Here is an 18371-nt window from a genome sequence, read left to right as displayed (position 1 = left end):
GGCCTTTGTCGTTTGCGACTGACGAGGCTCTTACTGGGCGGCGCCGCTCGCCGAGCGAACCTCGACCGGCAGGCCTAGGGCGTCGAGCTGGGGCTTGACCACCGAGGCGTCGCCGACGACCACCCAGACGAAGCGGGACGGGTCGAGCGCGGCCTGGGCCGCGGCGTCCAGTTCGGCCGTCGTCAGGGCGTTGGTGCGAGCGGCCACCGTTTCCGGATAGTCGTCCGGACGGCCCAGCATGTCGTTGACCCGCATGGCGTTCAGAACCGCCAAGGAGGTTTCATAGCTGCCGGCCAGACGGCGGGTATTGCCGTTGACGGTCCGCTCCAGCTCAGCCGGCGTCACGCCCTTGCCGCCCTTCAGGAAGTCGTTGAACTGGGCGTTCAGGGCGGTGATGGCCGGCCCGGTCTGGTCGGCCTGGACCGGGGCGGTGATCAGATAGGGCACGCGGCCGACGAAGCCGGCGGTCGAGGCGTTGACGCCGTAAGACCACCCCTTGGTCTCGCGCAGGTCCGAGTTGATGCGCGACAGGAAGTCGTTGCCCAGCACATTGTTGGCGGCGTTGAAGACCAGCAGGTCGTCCGAGCCCTTGGCCGACAAGACCGTCCCGCCCATGATGTAGGACTGAGGCGACTGCGGCCGGTCGATCAGCACGATCTTCGACGGGGTCGCGGGGATCGGCGCGGAATAATCCTTCACGCCCTTGGGGGTGGCCGAGGGGACCCAATGGCCGAACTGGGCGTCGAGCAGAGGCTTGATCTCCGCCAGAGGCTTGTCCGAGACCACGAAGATCTTGGCGTTGTCGGGCCGGATCCACTCGGCGTAGTCCGCGCGGATGTCGGCCTCGGTGATCGCCTTGACGCTGGCCTCGTCGCCGTTGCCGCTGAACGGGCGGCCATAGGGGCTGGCCGAGCCGTAGATCAGTTCCGGCAGGGCGCGATTGGCCAGGGCGGCCGGCTGGGTCCGTTCCGCCGCGATCCGCGCCAAACGGGTGGCGCGCAGCCGCTCCAGCTCGGATGCGGCGAAGGCCGGGGTCTTGACCACCTCGGCCAGGAGAGCGACCGAGGGCTCCAGGTTGGGCGTCACGGCCGACAGCTGGACCACCGACCGATCCATGGTGGCGCCGGTCGAGATGGCGGCGCCGAGGGTTTCTTGCGCCTCGGCCAGCTGGGTGGCGTTCATGCTGCGGGTGCCCTCGTCCATCAGGTCCAGCATCAGGGTCTGCAGCCCCAGCTTGGACGCCTCGTCGGCGGCGATGCCCGCGTCGAACTCGACCGCGATCTTGGTCGCCGGCACGGCGTCGCGCTGGGCGTAGACCACCTCGACCCCGTTCGACAGGCGCGTGCGCTCCACAGTGGGGAAGTCGACGTTGGCGACGGCGGCGATCTCGGGCTTGGGCATGCGGGCCACGCGCTCGATCGGGGGCGCCGGGGTGCGGTTGGCGCCCGAGGGAGCCTCCGCCGCCTCCTGATAGGCCTCACGCTCGCCCGGCAGGGTGGTCAGGGTATAGGCCGGACGGGTCAGCCATTTCTGCATGGCCGTCTGGACCTGGGCGGGGGTGGCCGCCGCATAGGCCTGGAGCTCCTTCTTGTAGTGCTCCGGATCGCCGGCGTAGAGCTGGCCCTCAGCCAGGGCCACGGCCTTGCCGCCGAAGCCGCCGACCTGTTCCAGACCTTGAACCGTGCGCGAGACGTACTGGGTCTTGACCCGTTCCACCTCGGCCGCCGTCGGGCCGTTGGCGATCAGATCGTTCAGGATCTGGCGGGCGCGGGCCTCGACGGCCGCCGGGTCCTGGCCCGGCTTCACGTCGACGGTGATTTCGAACATGCCGACGCGGTGGAAGGCGCCGTTGTTCGCGCTGACCGAGACGGCGGTCTGCTCCCCGCGCACCAGTTCATTGTCCAGCCGCGAGCTGGCCAGGCCGCCCAGGACCGAGGCGCCGATGCTGAGCGGCACGGTGTCCGCGTCCAACAGGCCGGGCACGGCCCAGCTGATCTGAATTCGGGCGTTGGAGACGCGGTCGTGGGTGGTTTCGCTGACCGGCGCCGGCAGGGTCGGTACGGAGGCCTGGGCCGGGGTGTTGACCGGGCCGCGCGGAATCGGGCCGAAATACTTCTCGGTCAGCTCCCGCGCCTTGGCCGGGGTGATGTCGCCGGCCAGGACCAGGACGGCGTTGTTCGGACCATAGTTGGAGCGGAACCAGTCCCGCACCGTCTCCATCGAGGCCGCGTCCAGGTCGGCCATCGAGCCGATGGTCGAGTGGCGATAAGGGTGGCCCTCCGGGAACAGGGCCTCAAGCTGCTTGTATTCGTTCAGGCCGTAGGGCTGGTTGTCGCCTTGGCGCTTCTCGTTCTGGACCACGCCGCGCTGGAGATCGAGCGTCTCCTGGCTGATGGCGCCGAGCATATAGCCCATCCGGTCGCTTTCCATGAACAGGGCCTGTTCCAGCGCCGGGGTCGGAACCGTCTCGAAATAGTTGGTGCGGTCGAACCAGGTGGTGCCGTTCATGTCCGTCGCGCCCATGTTGCGCATCGGGGTGAAATAGCTGCCCGGCGCATTCTCCGAGCCGCCGAACATCAGGTGTTCGAACAGGTGGGCGAAGCCCGTCTTGCCCTCAGGCTCGTCCTTGGAGCCGACGTTGTACCAGACCGATACGGCCACAACCGGGGCCTTGTGGTCTTCATGGACCAGAACGGTCAGGCCGTTGTCCAGGGTGAAGCGGGTGTAGGGAATGTCCACCTCGGCGACCAGTTCGGACACCGGTGCGGCCCGCAGGGCGGGCGCGGCGGCCTGGGCCGAGGCTGCGGGGGCCGACGCGGCGGCGTTTGAGGCCCAGACCGGGGTGGAGACCGCCAGAAGGGCGGCGGCGGCGACGAGGGAAGAGGCGCGACGCATGGGTTCGACATCCTTGGTGACAGATGAACGACGACCATAACGACGGTCGATCCACTGGCAACGCGACCAAGTGAACATGAACAAAGCTTCATCTTTCCGTGGGGCCGCCCCGGAAAAGGTTGCATCGCCGGACCCCCGGTCTTATGCGCGCGTCAATTCTCCCCATCGCGCCGTCGAATTTACCGAAAGAGCCGCCATGTCCGCCCCCGCCGACAAGCCCGTGAAGAAAGTCGTCCTCGCCTATTCGGGCGGGCTGGACACCTCGATCATCCTGAAATGGCTGCAGACCGAATATAACGCCGAGGTCGTGACCTTCACCGCCGACCTGGGTCAGGGCGAGGAGCTTGGCCCGGCGCGCGAAAAGGCGCTGAAGCTGGGCATCAAGCCCGAGAACATCTTCATCGACGACCTGCGCGAGGAATTCGTGCGCGACTTCGTCTTTCCGATGTTCCGCGCCAATGCGCAATACGAGGGCGACTATCTGCTGGGCACCTCCATCGCTCGCCCGCTGATCTCCAAGCGCCAGATCGAGATCGCCCGTCAGGTCGGCGCCGACGCCGTCTGTCACGGCGCCACCGGCAAGGGCAACGACCAGGTCCGCTTCGAACTGGGCTATTACGCCCTGGAGCCCGACATCCGGGTGATCGCCCCCTGGCGCGAGTGGGCGTTCCGCAGCCGCGAGGCCCTGCTGGACTTCGCCGAGAAGAACCAGATCCCGATCGCCAAGGACAAGCGCGGCGAGGCGCCCTTCTCGGTCGACGCCAACCTTCTGCACTCGTCCTCCGAGGGCAAGGTGCTGGAAGACCCGGCGGTCGAGGCCCCCGAGTTCGTCCACCAGCGGACCATTTCGCCCGAGGACGCGCCGGACAAGGCGACCGTCATCGAGATCGGTTTTGAGAAGGGCGACGCCGTCTCGATCAACGGCGAGGCCATGAGCCCGGCCACCCTCCTGACCGCCCTGAACCAGTACGGCCACGACAACGGCATCGGCCGTCTCGACCTGGTCGAGAACCGTTTCGTCGGCATGAAGTCGCGCGGCGTCTATGAGACCCCCGGCGGGACCATCCTGATCGCGGCCCACCGCGGCATCGAAAGCATCACCCTGGACGGCGGCTCCATGCACCTGAAGGACCAGCTGATGCCGAAATACGCCGAGCTGATCTACAACGGCTTCTGGTTCTCGCCCGAGCGCGAGATGCTGCAGGCCGCCATCGACAAGAGCCAGGAGAAGGTCTCCGGCACGGTCAAGGTCAAGCTCTACAAGGGCAATGTCTCGGTCATCGGCCGCGAGAGCCCCAACAGCCTGTACGACCAGGATCTGGTGACCTTCGAAGAAGGCGTCCAGGCCTATGACCACAAGGACGCCGCCGGCTTCATCAAGCTGAATGCGCTCCGCCTGCGTGTTCTAGCCAAGCGCGGCGCGCGCCAGGGCTAGGCTGCGTCGCGGGAGAAGCCGAATGACCGTAAAGGACCGCATCAGGATCCATCAGACCCGGCTTCTCTCGGACAACTGGTATGTGCTGAAGACGACCCGTTTCGACTGGAAACGGCGCGACGGCGTCTGGCAGACCCAGGAGCGGGAGCATTACGACCGGGGCAATGGGGCGGTGCTTCTGCCCTATAATCCGGCGGCGCGCACCGTGCTGCTGGTGCGGCAGTTCCGGCTGCCGGCCTATCTGAACGGCTATGACGACCTGCTGATCGAGGCGGCGGCCGGCCTGCTGGACGACGCCGAGCCCGAGGTGCGGATCCGCGCCGAGGTCGAGGAGGAGCTGGGCTATCGCCTCGGCGCGGTGCGCAAGGTGTTCGAGGCCTTCATGAGCCCCGGCTCTGTCACCGAAATCCTGCACTTCTTCGTCGCCGAATATGATGCGTCCATGCGGATCGGCGACGGCGGCGGCCATCCGGACGAGGGCGAGGACATCGAGGTGCTGGAGCCGACCGTGGACGAGGCCCTGGCCATGATCGCCGACGGCCGCATCCGCGACGCCAAAACCATCATGCTGTTGCAGCACCTCGCTTTGACGGTCTTCCGCTGAAGCATGCCTAACGGCTTCAGCGGGATCGCGAAGCGATCCCGCTTCAACCGATCAGGCTCTAAGGCGTCAGCAGAATCCACAGGCCCGTCGCGGCGAAACCGGCCGCGGCGGCGAACCGGATCCATTTCAGCGGCAGCTTCTTCGCCGCCGTCTCGCCCAGCAGGACGGCGGGCCCGTTGACCAGCATCATGCCCAGGGTCGAGCCGGCGACGACCACCGGCAGATTCTCGAATCGGGCGGCCAGCATGGCGGTGGCCACCTGGGTCTTGTCGCCCATCTCGATCAGGAAGAAGGCCGAGGCGGTGGTCCAGAAGATGGCCCAGAAGCCGCGCTGAACCTCGCCCTTCTGCTCGTCCAGCGTATCGGGGATCAGGGCCCAGGCCGCGAAACCCAGAAAGGCGAGGCCGACGATCCAGCGCATCCACTCGCCCGTGATGAAATGGGCCAGGACGGTGCCGGCCAGGGCGGCGAAGGCGTGGTTCAGCAGGGTGGCCGCCAGAATGCCCAGGATGATGGGCGTGGGCCGTCGCCAGGTCGCCGCCATCACGATGGACAGCAACATGGTCTTGTCCCCGATCTCCGCGATGGAGACCAGGCCGGTCGAAATGAGGAAGGCTTCCAACGGGAACCTGTATGCGCGGGAGCCTCGGCGGACGGACCTGTGGCGTTCGCAGCCGGGCCCCGCATGGACGTCCCTGCGAAAGCCGCCGGTCTTGCCGTGATCCGGATCTGAAAGACCCTGGACCGTTCCCGCGCCATCCTCTCCGGGAGAGGAAGTATGTTGACGCGGGCCCCGCTGATGGTTGCGGGCGGCTACTCCCCGATGACGCGGCGGGGTTTAGGCCAGGACGCCGGAAATGAAAAGCCGATAACGACTCGCAAGAAGGGGTTCAGATCAGACCCTGCCGCCTGGCCTCGGCCGTGAGGCCGTCGCGGAACTCGGGCGCGGCGAGGGCGATTAGGGCGCGGGCCCGCTCGCTGGTCGATCGGCCCTTCAGGTTGGTCCACCCGTGCTCGGTGACGACGATATGCACGTCGTTGCGGGGCGTGGTGACCGGGCCGTCCAGCCGGGCGACGATGCGCGAGCAGCTCCCCCTGGCCGCCGTCGCATGACAGGCGATGATCGACTTGCCGCCGTCGGAGCCATAGGCGCCGCGCACGAAGTCGAGCTGGCCGCCCGAGGCGGTGAACTGGCGGCCGTTCAGATACTCCGAACAGCAGGCGCCGCTCAGGTCGATCTGGAGCGTGGCGTTGACCGAGACCATCTTGGCGTTGCGGGCGATGACCGCCGGATCGTTGACATAGGAGACGGGCCGGGCCTCAAGCCCCCGGTTCTCGTGCAGGAAGTCATAGGTGTTCTGGTCGCCCATAGAGAAGGCGAAGACCCCGACTCCAGGATGCAGGGTCTTGCGGGTATGGTTCGCCACCCCGGCCTGCATCAGTTCGACCAGGCCCGGCGTCAGCATCTCGGTATGGACCCCCAGGTCGCGGTGGTTCTTCAGGGCGTCGCAGACGGCGTTGGGCAGGGCGCCGATCCCCATCTGCAGCGTCGCCCCGTCCTCGACCAGGTCGGCGATGATCCGGCCGATGGCCAGGTCGGCCGACTGGGGCTCGGCCCTGGGCGTGACCAGCAGGGGGGCGGCGTGCTCCACGATCCCGGCGACCCTGGACACATGGACGGTGCAGTCGCCGTACACGCGCGGCATATGCGGATTGACCTCGACCACGATGGTGCGGGCCGTCTCCGACACCGGCTTGGCGTAGTCGGTATTGGTGCCGAAGGAGAAGAAGCCGTCGGCGTCCATCGGCGAGACGGTGCAGACCAAGGTATCGACGCCGACCTCGTCGCACAGCAGTCGGGGCGATTGCTGGAAACCGGTCGGGATGAACTGGACCGGGCTGGGTCGCCCCTCCTCAAAGGCGCGCTGCTCCAGCCGGCGTTCGACGGCGCTGTGGAACAGGCTCCAGGGCCGGATGCGGTCCATCAGCTCGTAGCGCAGCACGGTGTCGCCGGCGATGGCGGTGGAGAGGAGATAATAGAGGTTCAGGTCTTCGACCTCGCCCCGCTCGGCCCGTTGGGCTAGGGCCTTCAGCAGGGCCGGGGGCTGGGACACGCCCAGGCCCATGGCGATCCTGGCGCCGGATCGGATCAGGGCGGCGGCTTCGTCCGGCGTCTTCAGCCGCTCGGCGTAGAGGGCGGCGTGATCCATGGCGTCTCTCCCGTCTGCGCGCCCCTGTTCGGACGAGGCGTCGTCGGCGCCGACTATGGGGCCTCCCGCGGTTGAGTAGGTTCTAGACTTTGGTCGGATCGCCGGGCGTCTCGTCCGCCGTCGGAGACGGTTCGTCCTGCAAGGGCGCCCGGCGACGCTTTTGCCAACGCGCGACCCCATAGGCGACCAGCCACAGAAGCATGGCCCAGGCCGAGCCCACGGCCCAGCCGGCGAAGACGTCCGTCGCCCAGTGGGCGCCCAGATAGATGCGGGTCAGGCCGACCAGCAGAGCCATGACCATGCCGACGCCCAGGACGAAGATCTTGAACCGCCTGCGAGGAAAGGCGCGGGTCAACATGACGGCCACGCTCAGATAGAAGACTGTCGCGAGCAGGGCGTGACCGGAGGGGAAGCTGGCGTTGATCGTCTCGACCGCCTGAAGCGCCTGGGGCGGACGCTCGCGTTCGAACACCGCCTTCAGCCCCTCGCTCAGCATGACGCCGCCCGTCAGCCCCAGGACCAGCAGCAGGGACGACAGCCATTTCCTCTGGCTCAGCAGAAAGAGGACGACGATCAGGGCGAACAGGCCCAGCACCGATATGCCGCCCAGCGATGTGAGGTCCGCCGCCGCCTCCTTCAGCCACCACGGCCCCCAGGGGCGGCCAGGATCGTCGGCATAGGGCCGCATCAGGCCAAGCACCTGACGATCAAAGCTCTGACCGTCGGTCTCGGTCATGTCGTCGGCGATCTCGACGAACGCCGTCACGCCCAAGGCGGCGACGAACAGGGCCGTCAAAGCGGCCGTCTCGGCGCGCGCGACCGTCAGCAGGCGTATCAAAAAGGGACGGAAGTCGGAAACGGCCATGGGGCGTCGAAACGGCCAAGCTGGACCGAAGTTCCGATCACGCCTTCGTGATGTCTCGGCCGCGAAGGTCCGTGAGGGGTTTGCTGGCTTGCGCGCTGAACTTTCCCCAGGCGAGGCCGACTTGTCCGACCGATTCGCCGACAAAGCGAGCGTCAAGACGTTGACGGCTTATTAGGCATGTGCGCCCTATATGTGGGCTCGGGGAGCGTTGGAGCCACTAGATGATGTGGTTACGGCGCAGGTGGCTCTAGGCAGTTTATTGTTCAGGACGCAGATGACTATGGCTGGCGGCGAGGCTTTGAAGACAGCGGAATTCCAAGGTGTTGCGACGAACGCGGCGCCTGAGAAACCGCATCTGACCGTCGTGAAATCGGTCCAGGTGGATCGTTCGCGCGACGCCCTGCTGACCGATTTCGGCAAGAAGACGCTGGAGGACCGCTACCTGCTGCCGGGCGAGAGCTATCAGGACATGTTCGCCCGCGTCTCGACCGCCTTCTCGGACGACGCCGACCACGCCCAGCGCCTGTATGACTATATGAGCCGCCTGTGGTTCATGCCGGCGACCCCGGTCCTGTCGAACGGCGGCGCCGATCGCGGCCTGCCGATCTCCTGCTTCCTGAACGCCGTCGGGGACAGTCTGGACGGCATCCAGAGCGTTTGGAACGAGAACGTCGCCCTGGCCTCGAACGGCGGCGGCATCGGCACCTACTGGGGCGGCGTCCGCTCGATCGGCGAGAAGGTCAAGGGCGCGGGCAAGACCTCGGGCATCATCCCCTTCATCCGCGTGATGGACAGCCTGACCCTGGCGATCAGCCAGGGGTCGCTGCGGCGCGGCTCGGCCGCCGTCTATCTGGACATCCACCACCCGGAGATCGAGGAGTTCCTCGAGATCCGCAAACCCTCGGGCGACTTCAACCGTCGCTCGTTGAACCTGCACCACGGCGTCAACGTCACTGACGAGTTCATGGAGGCGGTGAAGACCGGCTCCACCTTCGGCCTGCGCTCGCCCAAGACCGGCGAGGTGCTGAAGACCGTCGACGCCCGCTCGCTGTGGACCAAGCTGCTCGACATCCGGATGCAGACCGGCGAGCCCTATATGATCTTCTCCGACACGGTGAACCGCCAGATGGCGCCGCACCAGCGGGAGCTGGGGCTGAAGGTCAAACAGTCCAACCTGTGCGCCGAGATCATGCTGCACACCGGCCGCGACCACCTGGGCGTGGACCGGACCGCCGTCTGCTGCCTGTCGTCGGTCAACGCCGAGACCTTCCTGGAATGGCGCGAGGAGCCCCGCTTCGTCGAGGACCTGATGCGCTTCCTGGACAATGTTCTGGAAGACTTCATCCGCCGCGCCCCGCCGGCCATGGCCGCCGCCGTCTATTCGGCCAAGCGCGAGCGTTCGGTGGGCCTGGGCCTGATGGGCTTCCACTCCTTCCTGCAGTCACAGGGCGTGGCCTTCGAGAGCGCCATGGCCAAGTCGTGGAACATGCGCCTGTTCAAGCACCTGCGCCGCGAGGCCGACAAGGCCAGCCGCATCCTGGCCGAGGAGAAGGGTCCCTGCCTCGACGCCGAGGAGCGCGGCGTGATGGAGCGGTTCAGCCACAAGCTGGCCATCGCCCCGACCGCCTCGATCTCGATCATCTGCGGCGGGACGTCAGCCGGCATCGAGCCGATCCCGGCCAATATCTACACCCACAAGACCCTGTCGGGCTCCTTCGCCGTCAAGAACCCCTATCTGGAGCGTCTGCTGGACGAGAAGGGGATCAACACCGAGGCGGTCTGGAGCTCCATCCTCCAGCACGAGGGCTCGGTCCAGCATCTGGACGCCCTCAGCGAGGACGAGAAGGGGATCTTCAAGACCGCCTTCGAACTGGACCAGCGCTGGGTGGTGGAACTGGCCGCCGACCGCGCCCCGGAAATCTGCCAGGCCCAGTCGCTGAACCTCTTCATCCCCGGCGACGTCAACAAGTGGGACCTGCACATGCTGCACTGGTCGGCCTGGGAACGCGGCGTGAAGTCCCTGTACTATCTGCGATCCAAGTCGGTTCAGCGCGCCGCCTTCGCCGGCGCCGAGGACAAGGCCGAGGCCGAGATCGACCCGAACCAGCCAGACCTCTTCTCCATGCCCAAGACCGACTACGACGAGTGTCTGGCCTGCCAATAGGCCTCCTGCGCCGCAGCAACTGGCGTGAAAGGGCTCCGTGGTCACGGAGCCCTTTTTTCGTGTTCGGAACCCGCCACAAGGCGCGGCGTTGAAAAACGACCAAAGAATGTCGTGAAAATGTCTGTTGGACTCCCGCCCTGCATGGTGCAAGCTGGAGAACAGCGGACGGTGGGGAGACCGAATGCGTGTAGCGGCCTGGTTGTTTGGAGTGGCAAGCGTGCTGGCGTCCGCCGGCGCGGTCGATGCTCGCGCCCAGGCCTGGGTCCCCGACGCCTTTGACGCCGCACCCGAAACCGGATCGAACGTCACGGCTCGGTTGAACGAACAGCAGAGTTTTCGGGTCTCTCCCGACGCGCCCTTCGGCCCTGAGATCGAGATGAAGACGCCCCTGGCGATCTCGGGCGAGGCTCAAGGGATCGCCGCCAGCACCCGCCGCGACATCTGGATCGACCGCCAAGGCTTCACCGATCGGCTCAGCCTAGAGACCGCGGGCCGCCTGACACGCGCCGACGGCTCCCCTCTGCCGGTCACCCTCCAGGACCGGGCCGTTCTGGAGCCCGAAGCCTATGATCTGCGCTATGTGCGCGGCTTCCGCAGCGCGGTCGGCCGCACGGCCTCTGGCCTGGAGGTCAGTCTGACGCCCCATGCCGGTGTCGGCCTGGGCAGCGAGGGCGGATCGGCCGAAGCCGGCGCCACTTTGAAGATCGGCGAGGGGCTGGACCGCCTGGCGCCCGACGGCGACGCCCGGTTCGGCCAGCGTCCGCGCTGGTACCTCTATGCCGCCGGCTCGGGCCGCGCCGTCGGCTATAATTTCGCCCGCACCCGCGACGGCGACTACGCTCGATCCGGCTATACCCAGGACCGCGGGGCCTTCCTGGGCGACGCTTCCGTAGGCGTGGCCTATCGCCGTGGCGCCATCCAGACCTCGGTCGGCCTGGTCTATCGCGAAATCGACGCCGGCAAGGGGCTGCGCGGCATGAACGGGCTGGACACCGACGTGGATGAGGGGCTGATCGCCTTCCAGCTCTCGATCAAGCCCCGCCGCTGACCGCGTCCGGCTCCGGGCCTCAAGGCGCTTCCGACACCGCGACCCCCTCCCGCCGAGGATCGGCCCCGCCGTCCCAGCGGCCGTCGCGCCACATCGCCCCATGCAGGCCCGATGTCTCCGTGGCGTTGGGCCTCAACCCCATGCCGGCTGCACCCAGGGCTTGGGCGATGTCCGGCGCGATCTGCGCCGTATCGGCGCCGACCGAACCGCCCCGCACCACCAGGTTCGGCAGGGCGATCGCCTCCTGCACCGGCAGGTTCCAGTCGATCATCCCGACTAGGGCCTTGGCCACATAGGCCAGGATGCTGGACCCGCCGGGCGACCCGATCGCCCCGACCAGACGCCCCTGTCGATCCAGGATCAGAACGGGGGTCATGGACGAGCGCGGCCGCTTGCCCGCCGCTACGGCGTTGGCCGCCGGATGGCCGTCTTCGGACGGGGTGAAGGAAAAGTCGGTCAGCTGATTGTTCAGGAAGAAGCCCTCGACCACCCGCCCGTCGCCGAAGATGCTTTCGACCGTGGTGGTCATGCTGACCGCATTCCCGTCCGCATCGACGATGACCATGTGCGAGGTTCCGCCCGGCTCGGCCGTGGCGTCCGCGCTGCGCGGCGCAGAGCCGGGCGGCGCGCCCGCCGGAACCGGCCCGTCGACCTCGGGGACCAGGGCCGCGCGCTGGGCCACATAGGCGGGGTCCAGCAGGCCCGCGATCGGCACGCCCACGAAATCCGCATCGCCGACATAGCGGTCACGATCAGCATACATCAGCCTTTGCAGCCGGCCGAAGGCCACCCAGGCCTCGGGACTGTCGGCCCCCTTCTGGATGTCGGGCGTGTGTTCCGCCATGGCCAGGAACTGCAACAGGGCCACCCCGCTGGACGGCGGGGGCGGAACGCAGATCACATAGATCCGATAGGGCCGGCACAGGGCGTCGCGGCGAAGCGGTCGATAGGCGGCGATGTCCGCCTCGGTCAGGCCGCCCGGGCGCGGACCCTCGGCGACGGTGCGGGCGATCTCCCGGCCGATGCGTCCACCATAAAAGACTCCCGGCCCCTCGGCCGCCAGGGCCTGAACCGTCCGGGCGTAAGCCGGATTGCGCATGACGTCCCCGGCCCGGTAGCGGCGGCCGTCTGGGCCGGTGAACAGGGCGCTCGCCCATCGGGTCTTGGCCTGGGGCCACGGCCCGTTGATCATGCCCGCCAGGCGCGGACTGACCACAAAGCCGTCGCGCGCCAGCCGTTCGGCGTCATCGAACAGATCGCGCCAGGCCAGCCGTCCCTGATCCTGATGGGCCATGGCCAGCATGGCCACCGCCCCCGGCGCTCCGGCCGATCGGCCCGACAGTATGGCGTCGATGAAGGGCAGGGGCTCGCCGTCCTCATAGAACAGTTCGGGCGTGGCCGAGGCGGGGGCCGTCTCGCGCCCGTCATAGGCGGTGATCCGGCCGGTCTTGGCCTCATAGCTCATCAAAAAGGCCCCGCCCCCCAGGCCTGACGATTGGGGTTCCACCAGCCCCAGCACCGCCTGGACGGCGACCGCCGCATCTACCGCCGAGCCGCCCCGGCGCAGCACCTTCATCCCGGCCTCGACCGCCAGGGGATTGGCGGCGGCGACGAACGGCCCCCGCGCGATCGACGGGGCCCCGGCCGGGTCCGACCGCGCCTCCAGCGAAGGCGCCGCGGCCGGGGTCTGGCATCCGGCCAAAAGCGTCGGGACGGAAACCGCCGCGACCAACAGGGACACGAGACGACGACGCAAAAACAACATTCAGGCGGTCCGACAGGGGGAGAGGTCCGGGCGACGAGGCCCGCCAGGGGACCACGCCGATCAACCCCGCTACAGAAACTGCATTCCCCGGCTTGCGTCCACCCCGTTCAGCGGCTAAAGACCCGCCCTCGCCGCAAGGCAGACGCACCCGTAGCTCAGCTGGATAGAGCACCAGACTACGAATCTGGGGGTCAGGAGTTCGAATCTCTTCGGGTGCGCCATTTTCCTTTTGTTTGGCGCTCTGCGGTTGATCGCCTTCTTGGAGCCTGACGGCGCCAGACGCGCAACGGTCGAGACGGAATTCATCTAACAGCCAAGCCGCGTGGTAGACGACGCAGGCCGTATGCCCCGCCTCGGCATGGCGATGCAGTAGGATTCTGAGAGGCTCGGGGCAGCGCCAAGCGCCCAGCGACGTCTAGATTTCAGCTGAGACTCAGCCTTGGGCGGCGCGCAGACCGTTGGCGGAGGCTTGCTGGAGGGCGGGGCGTTTTTGGCCGCCGGAGGCGATGATGCGGTCGATCCGAGCTTTTTCGGCGCGGAAGGCGGCCAGGTCGGCGCCGGACAGTTCGGTGCCCTCCTGGGTTTTGACGCCGGCCGGATTGATCCGTTGTCCGTTGCGCCAAATTTCATAGTGAAGGTGCGGACCGGTGGAGGCGCCGGTCGAGCCGACATAGGCGACGATCTGGCCCTGGCTGACCCTCTGGCCGGCGCGGATGCCGGCCCCGTAGCGGGACAGGTGGCCGTAGCCGCTTTCCAGACCGTTGTTATGGCGAATGCGCAGCCAGTTGCCGTAGCCGCCCCAGCGGCGCGCCTCGACCACCACGCCGTCGGCGGGGGCGACGACCGGCGTCCCGGTGCCGGCGGCGAAGTCGATGCCCTGGTGCATCTTGCGATAGCCGGAAATCGGATGGGTCCGGAAGCCGAAGCCCGACGACACGCGCCGGAAGTTCTGCAGCGGGGTGCGCATCATGGCCGACCGCAGGTTCTTGCCCGAGGCGTCGAAGAACTGCGCCTCTTTGGCGCCGGCCGGCTTGAAGCGATAGAAGGTCACGCCGCGCAGTTCGGCATAGACCAGATCGCCCACGGCGACGGTGCGGCCGGCCTCGGTCACGTCCCGGTCGAAGACCATGGTGAACTCGTCCGAGGCGCGGATGTCGCGCTGCATGTCGAACTTGGTGGCGAACAGGCGGCTGGCGGCGCGGACGATGGAGGCGGTGGCGCCCAGTTCACGCGCACTGGCCGACAGGGAGCGTTCGACGTCCCCCTTCAGCACCACGGTCTCGTGGGTGACCTTTTCCTCAAGCGAGCGCAGGCGCAGGGCGCCGTCGAAGCTGCGCGACACCGTCAGCTGGCTGGCCGGGCCGGTTCGCATGGTCAGGCCGATCAGGCGGGCGTCGCCTCGGCCGTCGCGCGGCTTGGCGATGGCGGTCTCGAAACGAAGGCCGGCGCGCAGGTCGGACAGGTCGAAGGCGTTGGCGACGGTGGCGGCGACGGCGCTGGCCTCTTCCGGGGCGACGCCGGTGCGGCGCACGGCCTCTTCAAAGGTTTCGCCGCGACGGATCTGGACGGGAACGGCTTCCGGGGCGGTCATGCCGGCCGGAGCATTGGCGGCGGCGAAGGCCTGAACCTCCATGGCGGCCATCTGGGCCGAGGAGGGGACGGGAACTTCTTCAGCCCTGGCGGGTTGATAGACTCTGCCGGCCAGAAGCGCCACCGAGACCGCGGCGGCGGCGGTCAGAGCGTGCGGGGCGAGGCGCATCGGCTGTCGGCGAGGGTCGAACTGAGCCATCGGTCTCGTCGTGCTGCAACGCCAGAGGCGTCAAACCATAGTCACCAAACTGCGCCGCATTCCTGAAAATGCGAAGGCTAGGCCTATACCTCGCCTGTTCCACTTTGGGAAGGCGGTTGCTTACAAGGCGTTAAGAGACGGCTCAAGCCCGTAAGGGTGCGTAGTCGTCCTGCCCCCGTTCCATAGGTTGCCCTCTTGTCGCCCCGCTTGGCTGCAACGGAAGATGAGAACGGACGTTGCGGACGCGCGTCTTCAAGGCGACGCTTGGGGCGTAAATCTTCATCGGGGGCAGCGATGGCGGTCTGGAAAATGGTTCTTTCGCTTTCCGGTCTGGACGTTTGACCGATACGACGACGCCATCCGACCGGTCGCGTCCGCCGTCCCGGCGGAACGATCCGCTGCGTCGGCTCGGCCGCGTCGCCGGCGTTGGGGTGCTGGTCGTCGCCCTCCTGCTGGCGGCGCTTTATCTGAATCGTCGAGCGGCGGCGCGCGAGGTCCTGGTGGGTTGGCTGGACCGGCGCGGGGTCCAGGCGGAGGTCGAGGTCGAGCGGATCGAGCTGGACGGCTTCGTCGGGCGTATCCGCATCGGCGATCCCAAAAATCCGGACGTGACGGTCGAGCGGGTCGAGGTGGACTACGCCGTGGCCTGGCCCTGGTCGAAGACGGGGCTGGGAGTGACGCCCAGCCGCGTTCGACTGGTCAGGCCGGTGATGCGCGCCAGTTGGAAGGACGGGAAGCTGGCGTTCGGATCGCTGGACCCGGTGATCAAATCCTTCACGGGCGGCCCGCCGCGTCCGGATGCGCGCGCGCCCCTGGTCATCGTCGAAGACGGCCGGGCGCTGTTGGAGACGGACTACGGCGCCGTGCGGATTCTGGGCGATGCGCGGGTGGACGACGGCAAGCTGATGCGGCTGAAGGCGGCGGTTCCGGCGACCGCGCTTCAAAGCGGCGAGGTTCAGGCCCAGGGGTTCGCCGCTGCGATCGATCTGACGACGACCGGCGACCGGGTGAAATTAAGGTTGCGGGGTGAGGCCGAGCGTTTCGTCGGCGCCGGCCTGAGCGGGCGTCGCGCCCTGCTGAGCCTGGACGGGGACCTGCCCTATCGGGATTTGAAGACGCGACGCGGCGATGGCCGCGCGCGCCTCCATGCGCGTTTGACGGGCGAGGTTCTCGGCCTGGGGGCGACCCAGGCGCGTGATGCAGAGATCCAGGCCCGGTTCGACGGTCGAACCGCCGGATGGATCGAAGACTTCCAGCTGGACGGCGAGACCGGCCTGGCCTTGGCGGCGGCGGCCGTGGACGGCCCGGGGCTGAAGGCGACGCAGGCGCGGGTCCGAGCCGAAGGCGGACGCCTTGAGGTCAAGCGCGCAGACGCCCTGGGCTGGGGGCTGGAGACGCCGCTGGTCCTGACCGCGGAGGCCGGCGCGGCGGGCGGGGTCGAGACGCGCGGTCTCTCGATCCGTTCCGGAGCCTTGACGTTGGGCGGGCGCGACGCGGCTTTCGAGGCGACCGGGCCGGTCAAGGCCGGTTTCGACCGTATCGGCTGGGGCGACCTGACGTTAAGGCGTGGGACCGCCGATCTGAGCCTGGACGTCGTCAAGGACGCGGCGGTCCGCATCGTCGCCCAGGGCGCGATCCGGTCGGCGGACGGCGCCTGGCCCCTGTTCGGGCCGGTCGGGCCCGACGACATCGCCGAACTGGCCGAGATGAAGCGGGCGTTGGGCGGTTTCGCCCTGAACGCCCCGGCGGTTCGCCTGGTCACAGGGTCGGCCGGGACGGAGGCCAGCGTCCTGCGACCGGTCACGGCCAAGCCCGCCAACGGCGGCGTGTTGACCCTGTCGCAGCCCGCGGGCCAGACCGCCTACGCCGCCGAGCCGGGACGGTTGGGCGGCGGCGCGCTGAGGTTGACGGCGACGCGGGGACGGGGACTGCCGGAAATGGAGGTGGACGTGCCGCAGTGGCGGCTGACCGACGCCGGCTTCGAGGCTCAACTGGACGGCCGTGCGCGACTGGATTTCGACGTGGCGCGCGGGATCGACGCCCGGACGCGGGGGCTTCTGGCCCTTGCGGACGGACGGATCACCTACACCACCCCCGAATGTGTGGACCTGACGGTCGAACGGCTGGAGCTGGACGAGAACGACGTCCATGAAGTCGCCGGCGCCCTCTGTCCCACGGACGCGCCCTTGCTCAGCGCCAAGGAGGGGGTCTGGCGCGTCGTCGGCGGCTTTGATCGCCTTTCGGCCCAGGCGCCCTTCCTGGGCATGCGGTTCGAAGGGGCCGCCGGTCGGGTGACGGTGGACGGCGCATCCTCCGGCGTGGGGCTGACGGCGACGGTGACCCAGGCGCGGGCGGTGGACGCCCTGACCCCGAAGCGGTTCGAACCGCTCGCCGCCGTCGGACAGGTGCGGCTGGCCGAGGAGGTGTGGCGCGGCGGTTTCGACCTGGAAGGGACCGGCAAGGCGGCGGGGGCCGCCATGGGGCGCTTGACCCTGACCCACGACGGCCGCAGCGGCGTCGGCGGCCTCCAGATTTCGGTTCCCCAGGTGACCTTCGTCGAGGGCGGCCTGCAACCAGCCATGCTGACGCCCCTGGTTGCAGACCTGGTGCAGTCGCCCGTGACCGGTTCGGTCGCCTTCGAGGGCCGGTTCGACTGGACCAAGACCGCCGAACCCACGTCGAGCGGGCGTCTGAGCGTGCCGGGGCTGGACTTCGTCAGCCCGGCCGGGGCGGTCAAGGGCGTCAAGGGCGACATCGTCTTCACCAGCCTGACGCCGCTGATCACCGCGCCGGATCAGAAGCTGACGGTGGACAGTCTGGCCGTGGGGACGGAGGCGACGAATCTGGACCTGACCTTCGCCGTCGACGCAGCCGGGATCAAGATCTCCGCAGGCTCGGTTCAGGCCGGCGGCGGCGTCGTCTCGGTAGAGCCGTTCGTCGTGCCGCTGGACGCCGCCCAGCCCTATGACGGGGTGGTGGTGCTGGACCGGGTCCAACTGGGCGACGTGGTGGCCGACACGGGTTTCGACGACAAGGTGGTGCTGGATGCGGTGGTCTCGGGCCGTCTGCCCTTCACCATGGACCCCAAGGCAGGACTGACGATCCGCAACGGGACCCTGGCGGCGGTCCAGCCGGGGCGGCTGTCGATCAAGCGCGAGGTTCTGACCGATGTGGACGCCGGCGGAGGCGGAGCGGACGTGCCGCCGAACATGGTCGAGGATCTGGCCTATCAGGCGATGGAGAACCTGGCCTTCGACGTGCTCAGCGCCGATGTGAACAGTCTGGTCGGCGGGCGGCTGTCGGTCCTGTTCCGTATTCGCGGCCGGCACGCGCCGCCCCAGCGTCAGGAACTGCGTCTGACCCTGGCGGAGCTGATCAGTCGCGAATTCCTCAAGCGGGAACTGCCCCTGCCGTCCGGGACCCAGATCGACCTGACGCTGGATACGACCCTGAACGCCAATCAGCTGTTCTCGGACCTGCTGGCGGTGAATCGCGCCCGCCAAGGGCAGCAGGAAGAGACGGCGCCGTGAGCCCGGCCATTCAGAGACCGTTCACGCGCAGCCGTGCTATTGCATCTTCAAACCTGATCGAGCCGG

11 protein-coding genes, 1 tRNA gene and 1 riboswitch are annotated in these 18371 nt (G+C 68.0%); of the genes, 6 read left to right on the top strand and 6 right to left on the bottom strand.

All coding sequences use genetic code 11. The annotated features are described in order from the left end of the window. Positions 1-30 precede the first annotated feature (30 nt). The gene (locus tag JMT67_RS10300; protein WP_201463398.1) at positions 31-2895 is read right to left on the bottom strand and encodes a M16 family metallopeptidase; all 2865 of its coding nucleotides are present in this window, start codon (positions 2893-2895) and stop codon (positions 31-33) included. 196 nt (positions 2896-3091) lie between these two features. On the opposite strand from JMT67_RS10300, the gene JMT67_RS10295 reads away from it, so the two are divergent. Both JMT67_RS10295 and JMT67_RS10290 read left to right on the top strand, forming a co-directional pair. Next, complete coding sequence (locus JMT67_RS10295) at positions 3092-4330, top strand: argininosuccinate synthase (RefSeq protein ID WP_054764289.1); 1239 nt, start codon at positions 3092-3094, stop codon at positions 4328-4330. Positions 4331-4352: 22 nt separating this feature from the next. After that, the gene (locus JMT67_RS10290; protein ID WP_201463397.1) at positions 4353-4934 is read left to right on the top strand and encodes an NUDIX domain-containing protein; all 582 of its coding nucleotides are present in this window, start codon (positions 4353-4355) and stop codon (positions 4932-4934) included. A gap of 58 nt (positions 4935-4992) precedes the next feature. Here JMT67_RS10290 and JMT67_RS10285 read toward each other — a convergent pair whose 3' ends face one another. The 3 genes from JMT67_RS10285 to JMT67_RS10275 form a co-directional block, all read right to left on the bottom strand. Beyond that, positions 4993-5556: a TMEM165/GDT1 family protein gene (locus JMT67_RS10285; RefSeq protein ID WP_182713849.1), complete on the bottom strand. Its 564-nt coding sequence runs from the start codon at positions 5554-5556 to the stop codon at positions 4993-4995. Between the two features lie 66 nt (positions 5557-5622). After that, positions 5623-5769: riboswitch (yybP-ykoY riboswitch) on the bottom strand. Between the two features lie 55 nt (positions 5770-5824). Beyond that, entirely contained in the window at positions 5825-7144 is a 1320-nt protein-coding gene (locus JMT67_RS10280; RefSeq protein WP_201463396.1) for an acetyl-CoA hydrolase/transferase family protein, read from the bottom strand. 82 nt (positions 7145-7226) lie between these two features. Continuing rightward, a complete protein-coding gene (locus JMT67_RS10275) occupies positions 7227-8009 on the bottom strand; it encodes a phosphatase PAP2 family protein (protein WP_201463395.1) in 783 nt (260 codons plus the stop codon). Positions 8010-8283: 274 nt separating this feature from the next. Between JMT67_RS10275 and JMT67_RS10270 the strand changes: the two genes are divergently transcribed. Both JMT67_RS10270 and JMT67_RS10265 read left to right on the top strand, forming a co-directional pair. Beyond that, positions 8284-10173, top strand: a complete 1890-nt coding sequence (locus JMT67_RS10270) for a ribonucleoside-diphosphate reductase subunit alpha (RefSeq protein WP_152949170.1) — start codon at positions 8284-8286, stop codon at positions 10171-10173. A gap of 217 nt (positions 10174-10390) precedes the next feature. Continuing rightward, positions 10391-11221: a lipid A-modifier LpxR family protein gene (locus tag JMT67_RS10265; protein ID WP_224764248.1), complete on the top strand. Its 831-nt coding sequence runs from the start codon at positions 10391-10393 to the stop codon at positions 11219-11221. A 19-nt stretch (positions 11222-11240) separates the two neighbouring features. Here JMT67_RS10265 and JMT67_RS10260 read toward each other — a convergent pair whose 3' ends face one another. Beyond that, positions 11241-12986, bottom strand: a complete 1746-nt coding sequence (locus JMT67_RS10260; protein WP_201463394.1) for a gamma-glutamyltransferase family protein — start codon at positions 12984-12986, stop codon at positions 11241-11243. Positions 12987-13130: 144 nt separating this feature from the next. Here JMT67_RS10260 and JMT67_RS10255 point away from each other — a divergent pair. Then, positions 13131-13207 (top strand) — tRNA-Arg (locus tag JMT67_RS10255). Between the two features lie 212 nt (positions 13208-13419). On the opposite strand, the gene JMT67_RS10250 is transcribed toward JMT67_RS10255, so the two are convergent. Continuing rightward, the gene (locus JMT67_RS10250) at positions 13420-14775 is read right to left on the bottom strand and encodes a M23 family metallopeptidase (RefSeq protein WP_054764281.1); all 1356 of its coding nucleotides are present in this window, start codon (positions 14773-14775) and stop codon (positions 13420-13422) included. A 338-nt stretch (positions 14776-15113) separates the two neighbouring features. Here JMT67_RS10250 and JMT67_RS10245 point away from each other — a divergent pair, with 338 nt between their 5' ends. Further along, positions 15114-18305, top strand: coding sequence for an intermembrane phospholipid transport protein YdbH family protein (locus tag JMT67_RS10245; RefSeq protein ID WP_233455857.1), 3192 nt, complete (start codon positions 15114-15116; stop codon positions 18303-18305). The last annotated feature ends 66 nt before the right edge of the window (positions 18306-18371 follow it).

The sequence above is a fragment of the Brevundimonas aurantiaca genome (assembly GCF_904830995.1).
Taxonomy (GTDB): Bacteria; Pseudomonadota; Alphaproteobacteria; order Caulobacterales; family Caulobacteraceae; genus Brevundimonas; species Brevundimonas aurantiaca.
This window is presented reverse-complemented; position numbering and strand designations above follow the sequence as displayed.

Excerpts from the sequence above, each read along its gene's own strand:
- JMT67_RS10300 (WP_201463398.1), bottom strand. The coding sequence starts at position 2,895 with ATGCGTCGCGCCTCTTCCCTCGTCGCCGCCGCCGCCCTTCTGGCGGTC.
- JMT67_RS10295 (WP_054764289.1), top strand. The coding sequence starts at position 3,092 with ATGTCCGCCCCCGCCGACAAGCCCGTGAAGAAAGTCGTCCTCGCCTAT.
- JMT67_RS10290 (WP_201463397.1), top strand. The coding sequence starts at position 4,353 with ATGACCGTAAAGGACCGCATCAGGATCCATCAGACCCGGCTTCTCTCG.
- JMT67_RS10280 (WP_201463396.1), bottom strand. The coding sequence starts at position 7,144 with ATGGATCACGCCGCCCTCTACGCCGAGCGGCTGAAGACGCCGGACGAA.
- JMT67_RS10275 (WP_201463395.1), bottom strand. The coding sequence starts at position 8,009 with ATGGCCGTTTCCGACTTCCGTCCCTTTTTGATACGCCTGCTGACGGTC.
- JMT67_RS10270 (WP_152949170.1), top strand. The coding sequence starts at position 8,284 with ATGACTATGGCTGGCGGCGAGGCTTTGAAGACAGCGGAATTCCAAGGT.
- JMT67_RS10260 (WP_201463394.1), bottom strand. The coding sequence starts at position 12,986 with ATGTTGTTTTTGCGTCGTCGTCTCGTGTCCCTGTTGGTCGCGGCGGTT.
- JMT67_RS10250 (WP_054764281.1), bottom strand. The coding sequence starts at position 14,775 with ATGGCTCAGTTCGACCCTCGCCGACAGCCGATGCGCCTCGCCCCGCAC.